Raw genomic sequence first — 10324 nt, forward strand, 5'->3', positions numbered from 1 at the left:
GGTGAAATCCCTCGCCTTGACCCTAGATACCCACAAAAAAACCCCCTTATGGCCAAACCATGGGGTAAACTCGTTCCCTCAAACCCCGAAAAATCCCTCCCCATATGACTCTGCTGACAACGCAAATAGCTCACGTAAGGAGTTCCCCCATCTTGGTGGAGCTTCTCGTCCTGGAGCGGGATCGCGGAAGCGCATGATCTATTGACTGCATCCCTCTGAGTGGGGTAATCTAGACGGTTCTCCCTCGAAGGAATCCAAGAACCGGCCCGTGGAAGGCTGGGAGGGGAGCGGCCTCCTGCCTGGGCGATCAAGCCTGGCAAGGTCAAGAGAATGAAATGAAAGGAGTAGGACATGGATACTGGATTTCGGCCTCAGTGCGTGCCCAATTACAGGCTCTTGACGGAGAGTCAGATTCAGGAGATCCACCTGGCCACCCTGGAACTGCTCGATACGGTGGGAGTCCGTGTGCTGGACGGCGAGGCGGTCGAACTCTTGCGACATGCCGGATGCCGGGTGGCAGAGGGCGGTGTCGTCCGGATCCCGAACTGGCTCGTGGAGGAATCCATCCGCAGTGCTCCCTCCCGGATCACGATCTACAACAGAGATGGAGAGGATGCCATGCACCTCGAGGGCAACAAGGTGCATTTCGGGCTGGGAACGGATCTGATCAAAACCTATGATCTCCATACAGGAGAACTCCGACCTTCACGACTGGAGGATGTGATCAACGCGGCCAGGACCGCAGACTACTGCGAAGAGATCGATTTTATCGCCTCCTTCGCCCTGCCCCAGGATGTCCCCACCAACATGATGTATATAGCCTGCTTCAAGGCCATGGCGGAGAACTCTGTGAAACCCATATTTTTTACCGCCGCGGGCTACGAGGATCTTTCCTTCATTATCGAGATGGCGGCCACCGTCGCCGGCGGAGAGGAGAGGTTGAGAGAGGCCCCGTTTCTCATCCACTACTCGGAGCCGACAAGCCCGCTTTGCCACTCTTACGGAGCGGTCAGAAAGATCTTTCTCTGTGCCGACAAGGGAATCCCCATCAATTATACGCCTGGTATGCTCTCCGGGGCGAGCGGTCCTGTAACCCTGGCCGGAGCCATAACCGTTGCCAATGCAGAGGCCCTGAGCGGCATCGTTCTCCACCAGTTGAGGGCCAGAGGCGCGCCGATCATTTCCGGTTTTGTGGCTACTCCCATGGACATGCTCTCCTCAACCATCGTCTATGGCGCCCCTGAATTCCGTCTGACCCATTCCGCCTATGCCGACCTTTACCACTACTATCGCATCCCCATGTGGGGGACCGCGGGCTGCAGCGACGCCCACATGCTCGATGAACAGGCGGCCATGGAGTCGGCCGTCTCGATTCTCATGGCAGCCCTGGACGGGGCGAATCTGGTCCATGACGTGGGCTACCTCGGCCAGGGCCTCATCGGTTCGCCTGCGGCCATCATCATGTGCAACGAGATTATCGGTTATGTGAAGAGGTTCATCCGGGGTTTCGACATCAGCCGTGAACGGATCGGTATGGAAGTCATCCGGAATGTCGGCCCTGGAGGGAATTTTCTCTCGGAGGAGCAGACCGCCCGCCTCCACCGGGAGGAGCACTGGCGGCCGAAATTCCTGAATCGCGATGACCCGGAGACATGGGCGAGGAAAGGGGGCAAAAGCTATGGAGAGAGGGTGACGCAAAAGGCCCTGGAGATCCTCGAAACCTATCAGCCCAAGCCACTCTCAGATGAGGTCTGTCGTACCCTCGATCGGATTGCCCAAGACGCCGAGAAGGCCCTGAGGGAGAAGCATTTTGTGGCCTGAAGGGGGAGGTGCGGTCGGCTGTGCCGCCGCATTCCTTCGAAATACGTCTTTGGAGGAGGCTCTATGATCCAGTCTTCATTCATATCTCAGAAATCCCCCTCTTTTTCGATTCTCTCGGAGGATCAGGTCTTTGAGATCCACCGGGCCTCTCTGGAGGTACTCGAAAAGACGGGATACACCATCCTCTGCCAGGAAGCTTGTGACCTGCTGAAAAGAGCCGGGGCTCGGGTCAAAGGCAACACCGTCAAGACTCCTCAACATCTGGTCGAGGAGTGCATCCGCCTGGCTCCGAAAGGGTTCGTGCTTTACGATCGGGACGGAAACAGGGCCCTCGAAGTCGAGGGGAGGAAGACATACTTCGGCACATCGACGGCCAGCCCCAACACCCGTGATGCCCTGACAGCCGAGATCCATCCGACCCGGGTCGAGGACATCGCCAGAGGTGCACTGATCGCCGATGCATTGACCAACATCGACTGGGTGATGCCCATGGGGTCATCTCAGGATGTGCCGGCCCAGGCCGCAGAGCTCTACGAGTTCGAGGCCGTGGTCACTCACACCCGTAAACCCATCGTGTTTATCGCATATTCACCAGGGGGCCACGAGATGGTCTACGAGATGGCAGCCCAGGTAGCCGGAGGGATGGACCTCCTGAGAGAACACCCTTTTCTCGTGGCCTATCCAGAGCCGATTACTCCCCTGGTCTATCCAGAGGAAGTGGCAGAGAAGCTCCTCTTCACGGCAGGGCTTCACATGCCGGTCATCGCCGCCCCGGCCGGCCAGGCTGGAGCCACCAACCCGGTCACCCTTGCCGGAACCCTCGTGGTCATGAATGCAGAAACCCTTATGGGACTGGTTCTCTCACAGCTCAAGAATCCGGGCACCCCTTTTGTCCTCGGTGGGGTCCCCTCGATCATGGACATGGCCACGGGTAATCTCTCCATGGGAGCCCCGGAATTGAGTCTCATGACAGCCGCTTATGCAGATGTCGCCCGGTTCTACGGCCTTCCATGTTGGGGAACGGCAGGATGCAGCGACGCAAAGACACCCGACCAGGAGGCCGCAGTCGAGTCCGCCTTTTCCTGTCTTGCCCAGGCCCTCGGAGGAGTCAACCTGATCCACGATGTGGGATACTTGGACACGGGGATGATCTGTTCCGCCGAGATGCTGGTGATGGGGGACGAGGTGATCGGCATGGTCAGGCGGCTCCTTCAAGGGATAGAGGTCAACTCAGAGACCGTTGCCCGCGAGGTTATCGAGAAAGTCGGACCTGGAGGGAATTTCCTCCAGGAGGACCATACATACAGACACTTCAGAAATGAGCATTGGGTTCCCACCCTCATGACCCGGCAGAGATACGATGTCTGGCACAAAGAGGGGGGGAAGTCCATGGGCGAAAGGGTCCGGGAGAAGATCAGGCACATCCTTGAGACCCACACCCCTCCGCCTCTTGCCGATTCAACCCTGAAGGAGCTCGACCGGCTGAAAAGGGAGGGGGAAAGGAAACTGGCTCGGGAAGCCTCTGGAGCCTAGGCCTGCGGGGGCCGAATCCTCACGGGAATCCTGGAACGTTTTTTGTCATGGGTGAGAAAAAATATCCATGCTTACCCCGCTGCTCCCAGGAGGGTCTCCAGGGGACAGACCCTCTGTTCCCAATAGATTCCAGTAGATCCCACAGGTTCTTTTTCCCTGGTACGAAAATCGCATAGCAACCATGGAGATTCGAGAAGTCGAATCCACAGATCCGAGAAGGGCGAACTATTCCGAAAGGGTAGGACGCAAAGTCACCGGCCTAAGGCAGCGCTAGGGCAGCGGGACCGCCGGAGAACCAGGGAACCCTCGCAGACCCATCCTTTCGGATGGGTTTTCCCTTTTCAAGAGGGACCCGTAAGATGGAACGAATCGTCTGTCCCAGGTGTGGCCGAGAGATCGCGAGGGTTGGACTGATGGAAGCGATGCTTGCCTCTGCCGGAAGAAAGGAGCTCAGAGGCCTCTGTCGTTGCAGCGAGAAGTACAGCGTCCGCTTCTCTTTTCTCAAAGGCCTGATTTTTCTGTTTCCTGACAGGCACACGGTTCTCCTCTGCTAGAGAAACTCATGGAACACCAGAGGCAGGATAAGCCCTCCGAGACACCAGAAAAAGGCCGTAGAAGATCCGTGAAAAAAGAGCGGCTCTTGTTCCTGCGGAGACTGAAAACCCGGCTTGCAAGAATCCACAAGGAGTATCAAAACTGGCGGGTGGCACGGTCGTGGTGAGCCTGGCAGTATCCCTGCGGAACCCGCTGCACACAGTCCGTCCGATTCATGCCCAGGCAGGCAAGGACCGGACCCCCATCACCCATTCCTAAAGGAGGAGGCTTCCCCCATTGAAGTCTATGGTGGCCCCCGTGATATAGTTGGCCTGTTCCGAGGCCAGAAAAAGAACCAGCTCCGCTTCCTCCCTGGGATCGGCAAACCTGCGCAGCGGGATCTGTTTGAGCCAGTGGTCCAGTCGTTCTTGGCTTGCCTCTTCTCGAATCATCGGGGTCTCCACCAACCCGGGACAGACCGAGTTGACGTTGATCCCAAAAGGCCCGTATTCTCTGGCTGCATGGCGGGTCAAGCCGAGAACACCGGCCTTGGATGCAGTGTAGTGGGCGCCTCCCAGCTCGCTGGTGCTCCGGCCTGCCGAAGACGAGATGTTGACGATTTTCCCATGCCCCTTCTCCCTCATGATGGGAAGCACCGCTCTGGAAAACAGAAAGACACCCTTGAGATTCACCCCCATGATGAGGTCCCACTCCTCCTCTGCGATCTCCTCCAGAGGCGTCGTGGTCCGAAGGACTCCCGCATTGTTTACAAGGACGTCCACCGTGCCGAACTCTGCCAAAACAGCATCCACCGCACGCTGGATCTCAAGGGATTTGGTGACGTCGCACACCAGGGCCAGAGCCTTTGCTCCTCTGTCACGGACCTCTGCGACGGCCTCCTCGATGCCCTCTCTTCTCGCATCCACAAAGGCGACAGCCGCGCCTTCCTCTGCGAACATGATTCCACAGGCCCGCCCCATGCCGCGACCCGCCCCGGTGACAATCACGACTCTGTCCGCAAATCGTTTCATCCCTCTCCTCCTCACCGCCTATCCAGGAGAAAGCCGATCTCCCGGAAGCCGGTCAACCTGTCGGATATTCATGGGGCAGCCCCAACCCGTCAAACCATGACTTCTCCACCTTCTTGATCTCCCTGACCAGCTCGTCGGGTAGGGGTTCGGGCCTATGGCTCTCGAGAATCTTCTTTGTCCTCTCCCTGATGAGATCCTCGCAATGCGCGATCCCTTTCCCGCCGGATTCAGGCGCCAGCCGGGTCCGATCCAACACCGTAGGGACCCAGAAACTCCGGAAGTGTTCCAGGGTATGGTCCTCGGCGATGAAACTTCCCCCGGGACCCACGGAATCGATCAGGTCCGCGGCCAGCGTCTTCTCACTGATTTCGATTCCCTCCATGAACACCTTTACCATATCGATGATCTCATCCATCAAAACGATCAGCTCCGGAGATATCATGGTGGCGTGATCCATGAGCCCCGTATCATGGACGAGATCCGCCCCTGAAAGGAGCGATGCCAGACACTGAAACATCAGCTCTGCTCCGGCCTGGGCCCCTATGACCTTAGCATCCGTACATCCCGCCGTGCCCCACATGGGAAGTCCGTGATAGTGGCACAGCTCCGTGAGACACGCATTGAGAAGGTTCAACTCCGGCGTCCCGTAGGGATAGATGGAGGTTCTCATGTCCATTATGTTAGGCATGGCACCGTATATTACGGGAGCCCCGGGGTTCTTGAGTTGGACCACGGCCAAATGGCTCAGGATCTCAGCATTGGCAATGGCCAGCGTTCCCGCAAAGGTTGCGGGACTGGTCGCTCCTGCCATGGGCATGGAATAGATCACGTTGGGAATCCCAAGCTCCGCGCAAAGCAGGCTCTTCTCAAGGGCCTCTCTCCCGTGGACGAGTGGCGTCACCGGCTCGACCGTACTGTAGAAAAACGGCCGGGCCTTCAAAGTCTCCAGGCTCCCGGAGACGATGGAACAGATCTCCACCATCGACTTCAGGCTCGATACGTCATTGATACACGATCCCACGGGCTTGGACGTATTGAGAACAGCCTGAACGAGCGAGACCTTGTCTGAAATCTCTCCTGGAATCCCCTTGGCCCACCCGGCCGTGAGAACCCAGGTTATGTTCGGCAGATAGTCGATAAGCCGCACCAGGGATCCCGTGTCCTCGGCATAACAGGGTCTCCGTGCCCCCCCGTAAGGATCGAGAAGATCAGGGCAATCGGGGATGGCCCCGAAATAGGTGTGCCTGCCGTCAAGATGGATGTACGGAGTCCCTTGGCGGGTGTAGAGGGTGATTTCCTTGGGTGCGGTCTTCAGTGTCTCTTCGACGAGAGAACCGGGAATCCGGATTCTATTGCCGTCCGATACCCTGGCACCACTATCCGCCAGAAGGCCCACCGCTTCCTCGGAACCCACGGTGACCCCTGTCTTTTCGAGTATACGGATCGACGCCTGATGCAGCTCTTCAAGCTTTTTTGAAGAGAGGATCCGAAATCGTGGTCGATCCACACGGCCTGCCGGAACCATAAGAATCTCCCTGCTCCGCGACCGCCCGGATAACCTTCCCGGACTCCCTCCCCCGCCCGAGGGCGGGAGGCCGCCTCTCGTGAAAGAGTGATTCCCTCTTCCCGATCGCTTCAGTAGGCGGGCCAGAGCGGCGTAGGAGCGGTTGGCAACTCCTCGGGCCTGGCCCCGAAGATCGGAAACGAGCCAACCTCTTTGTATTTCTCGTTGTACTGAGCCATCTTGTCGCGATCCAGCTCGACCCCCAAACCAGGACCATGGGGGACCGGGAGGCATCCCTTCTCGAACCGCAACTTCCCCCCTTTGATATAGTCGTCGTCAAACCAGTCGTACATGCATTGATTAGCCAGAATAAAATTCGGAGTAGATGCGATGACATGGAGAAAAGCCGCCGTTGCCACACCCAGCTCCGCCGCCGAATGCATGATCACCGCCATCCCCGCTGCCTCGGCTATGGCCGCCGCCTTCTTGGTCGCCAGGATTCCCCATGTCATCCGAGGTTCGACGCTGATAATGTCGGCAGCACCCCGTTTTACCACATTCATAGCCTCACCCAATGTCCAGGAACTCTCATGGGCGAGAATCTGAGACGAGACCGAATTCCTGACATAGGCCATCCCGTCCAGATTCGACGGCAAGACCGGTTGTTCGGCTATGTCGATCCGGTATCTCTCCATCTCTCGAAGAAACCTGACAGCAAAACCCGGAGAGAGGGTTCCATTGAAATCCACCCACAACCTCGGTTCGTCGCCGATGGCCTCCCTCATGGCTGCTATGGCCTCTTTAAGATGATCAACGGTCGTGTATTTGCAATAGATCGTCCCATACCCCTGGGCAACCGCCTCTTCTGCGTCCGCCGCCATCACACGGGGCTCGTCGTGGTGAATGAACTTGAAGCAGGCGGCCCGGTCCCGAACCTTCCCGCCCAACAGCTTGTACAGGGGCTGGCCGCAGGCTTTGCCGATGATATCCCAGAGCGCCATATCGATCCCCCCGAGGAAGTATCCGGCAAAATGCCGGGCAAAAGCCCAACCTCCCAGTCCTTCCAACTTCCTGCCGATCCGCTCCGTGTCAAAAGGGTCCTCTCCCACGAGAAGAGGCTTCGCTCCGTCGAGGTATCCCTTGACGGATTCGGCAGGACTCTGGAGGCATACGCTCTCCCCGATTCCGACAATCCCCGTGTCCGTCTCGATTTCGACCACGGCCACGGTGATCCCATCCCACCGGCCGTAGGGCCAGAAGGTCGGCTTTGCAAAGGGAACAGAAAGAATGGTGCTCCTCAGATCCCTAATCTTCATGATCTCTCCCCCTCTCAAGATTCCGAGGAGCACCCCCGGTCTTCAGGCACTCCTCACAGTGGAATGACGCTCAGACAAACCCTGTATAGCAAGACTCTGATCCTCGGTCGGAAATCGAGATTGGACACACACTGAGGCCTGAAACCGGTGTTCATATCCCCCCTACTGGCCGGCCGCCCCTCTGGTCAGGCGGTGAAATGGATATCTGCCAGTACCTTCTCCGCCTTCTCTGAAATCCCCCGGAGAACCCTGGACGATTCGTCAGACAGGGGCTCGGGCCTGTGGTTTTCCAGGATCTCTATCGCCTTCTGGGTCACCCTTTCCCCGTGGCTCTTGGCCCCCTTCTTAACCCATGTCTCAGGATCATCGCGGTTCAGAAAACTCGGCCGCCAGTGCTCCTCCCGGTGAAGCCGGGCCGTCTGTTCCTCCGAGAGAAAATTCCCTCCAGGACCGACATTCCGGATGACTTCCATGCCGATCCGATCGCGGCCGATATCGAAACCGCGCATCACCCTCTTTACGTAGCCGATGATCTCATTGCACATGACTATGGCTGCAGGAGAACCGATGAGGCCCTGCCCGAGGTAGCCCACGTCATGGACCAGATTCGCCCCGTCCAGGGCCGCCATGAGAATCGAGACACCCGACTCCATGGCCGCCTGTTCATCGAGCATGTGGGCATCGCTGCAGCCCGCCGTCCCCCAGACAGGTATTCCATAAAAATGATAGAGGTCGGCCTGGGCCGAGGACATAAGCCGGAACTCGGGTGCGCCATAGCTCGTGGTCGATGTCAACATGTCCATCGGACCCGTTGCAAACCCTGAGATGATGGGAGCCCCCCTGGATCTCAGTTGGTGGAGAACGATGCCGCTCAAAGCCTCGGCGTTGGCCACCACCAGGGTTCCGGCCAGGGTCACCGGAGCACTGGCCCCCATGAGCATCCCGGGGGTATAGTTGAGGGGAATCCCTCTTTCAGCACAGAGCATGAGCTTTCTTACAGCCCCGTAAGAGTGAGACAGGGGACTCTTCGGCTCAGAGTAGTGGATAAGAAAAGGAGCCTCTCTTAGACGCTCCTCACCGCCGGCCACGGCGGCTGCCATCTCGATAATGAAGGAAAGATCCTCGTAGCCCGCGGCGGTAAAAAATATGGGTTTCACAGAGTTCTCCACCATGGCCCTGAAGGAGGCGATGTAGACCATGTTGGTCGGAACATCCTGGGGCAGGGCGGAGGAGGCGATAAAATCGATCTCCCCGCAGTAGTCGGCTGTTCTGGCGGAGTTCACCACGTCCTGCAGGCTTGATCTCCTGAGCTTTCCTGTCTTCAGGTCGTAGGTGTTGAGGAGGTCGGTGCCCAGGCCGAAGTAGACGTGTCTGCCCCCGAGGCGCATGACTTCCTCCCCCTTCCTGTTGTATATGTTGATAGAGGAAGGCGTGGTGCGGATGGATTCCTCCACGAGCCAGTTCGGGATTCTCACCGTGTTGTCCTCCTTGATCCGGCATCCCGCGTCCCTCAGTAGTCCAACCGCCTCGTCATTGTGTACTCGGACCCCGATCGTCTCAAGGACCTCCAGGGTGGCAAGATGGATCTCCTTTATCTGATCCTCTGTCAAAACCCGATAGGCGGGAACACAGATAGGCCCGGACTCAGCAGTCATGACTCTCCTCCTCTTTCTCAGTCAAACGAGCCGAATGAAAGCGAGATATCCGGCCTGTCTCCTCCTCTCGATTCCTCATACAGCCTGACGCCTCCCCCGGCGCAGATGGATCTCTACCCGCCGGGTCATCATGGAAAGAGGCCAGGCCATCAGAAAGTATATCACTCCGGCAAGCAGATAGAGGTGCATGGCCAAAATCCACCGCCTATTGCGTAGATACGGGTTGTAGCGAGGTCTAAGACCCGGTTTCGGCCGCAAGAGGGGCCCGCACGAAGTTACCAGGCAGATTTGGTGCCCAGGAGCTCGCTATTTCGCGAATTTTGCCCAGACCTCCACCTGTCCGACCAAGTCGGCCCTTTTGCCACCCCTGCTGGTCTGTGGTTCATCGCTTAACCAGGCGGCCCATGGGCCAAAGCAGCAATCCTCCTGCGAGCGTCAAACAGTATCTGAGTCGACCGATGAGAACCAGCCAGTCGAACGATCAGTTGCCTGGATCGCTCCATCACCCGGCCAGCCACATCGATCAAACAAAACCGAATCGCTTTGAGACGCTTTCCTAACCACTGCCCACCTAAAACCAACCGCTTCATGGCTGAGTTTAGATTGAAGGCAATAACCATGATCACCCACCAGGCCGCATTCTCCCCAAACCTCCCAGAGGGAAACCTCCCTCCCGCCAAATCCCCCTTCATCACAGAGTGGGCCTCCTCAGCCTTTCCACAGCGACCCCGATGCCACCTGATTAGCTCCTCTCCTGGTATCGTTCGGTTGGTCACCAACCCAAATACCTTGTACCTTGCTCCCTTGGAAAACTCCATCGCCGGAAATGGAAGCTGACCCTCCATGCCAGAAAACTCCAACTGCACCAGGGGCTCGCGAATCGCAAGATACCTGTAGTCCGCACCCTTCTTGCTGTGACCAACCCAACTG

The 10324-nt window shown here is 57.9% G+C and carries 8 protein-coding genes and 1 riboswitch; of the genes, 3 read left to right on the plus strand and 5 right to left on the minus strand.

Features of this window, described 5'->3' with window-relative positions; translation table 11 throughout:
• Nucleotides 1-351: 351 nt before the first annotated feature.
• The 3 genes from JRJ26_19085 (at nucleotide 352) to JRJ26_19095 (ending at nucleotide 3908) form a co-directional block, all read left to right on the plus strand.
• Nucleotides 352-1821 (plus strand): trimethylamine methyltransferase family protein, encoded by a 1470-nt coding sequence (locus JRJ26_19085; GenBank protein ID MBW2059600.1) that lies wholly within the window; start codon nucleotides 352-354, stop codon nucleotides 1819-1821.
• A gap of 63 nt (nucleotides 1822-1884) precedes the next feature.
• Nucleotides 1885-3354, plus strand: coding sequence for a trimethylamine methyltransferase family protein (locus JRJ26_19090; GenBank protein ID MBW2059601.1), 1470 nt, complete (start codon nucleotides 1885-1887; stop codon nucleotides 3352-3354).
• A gap of 209 nt (nucleotides 3355-3563) precedes the next feature.
• Nucleotides 3564-3646: riboswitch (cyclic di-GMP riboswitch) on the plus strand.
• Nucleotides 3647-3713: 67 nt separating this feature from the next.
• Nucleotides 3714-3908 (plus strand): hypothetical protein, encoded by a 195-nt coding sequence (locus JRJ26_19095; GenBank protein ID MBW2059602.1) that lies wholly within the window; start codon nucleotides 3714-3716, stop codon nucleotides 3906-3908.
• Between the two features lie 255 nt (nucleotides 3909-4163).
• Here the strand turns inward: JRJ26_19095 and JRJ26_19100 are convergent, their stop codons facing one another.
• The 5 genes from JRJ26_19100 to JRJ26_19120 all read right to left on the minus strand — a co-directional run.
• Nucleotides 4164-4919, minus strand: a complete 756-nt coding sequence (locus JRJ26_19100; GenBank protein MBW2059603.1) for an SDR family oxidoreductase — start codon at nucleotides 4917-4919, stop codon at nucleotides 4164-4166.
• A gap of 52 nt (nucleotides 4920-4971) precedes the next feature.
• Nucleotides 4972-6444 (minus strand): trimethylamine methyltransferase family protein, encoded by a 1473-nt coding sequence (locus JRJ26_19105; protein ID MBW2059604.1) that lies wholly within the window; start codon nucleotides 6442-6444, stop codon nucleotides 4972-4974.
• Nucleotides 6445-6554: 110 nt separating this feature from the next.
• Entirely contained in the window at nucleotides 6555-7739 is a 1185-nt protein-coding gene (locus JRJ26_19110; GenBank protein MBW2059605.1) for a mandelate racemase/muconate lactonizing enzyme family protein, read from the minus strand.
• A 185-nt stretch (nucleotides 7740-7924) separates the two neighbouring features.
• A complete protein-coding gene (locus tag JRJ26_19115; protein ID MBW2059606.1) occupies nucleotides 7925-9394 on the minus strand; it encodes a trimethylamine methyltransferase family protein in 1470 nt (489 codons plus the stop codon).
• A 389-nt stretch (nucleotides 9395-9783) separates the two neighbouring features.
• Nucleotides 9784-10324 (minus strand): transposase (locus tag JRJ26_19120; GenBank protein MBW2059607.1); only part of this gene is annotated, 541 nt, incomplete at its 5' end.

The sequence above is a fragment of the Deltaproteobacteria bacterium genome (assembly GCA_019308905.1).
Lineage (GTDB): Bacteria > Desulfobacterota > BSN033 > WVXP01 > WVXP01 > JAFDHF01.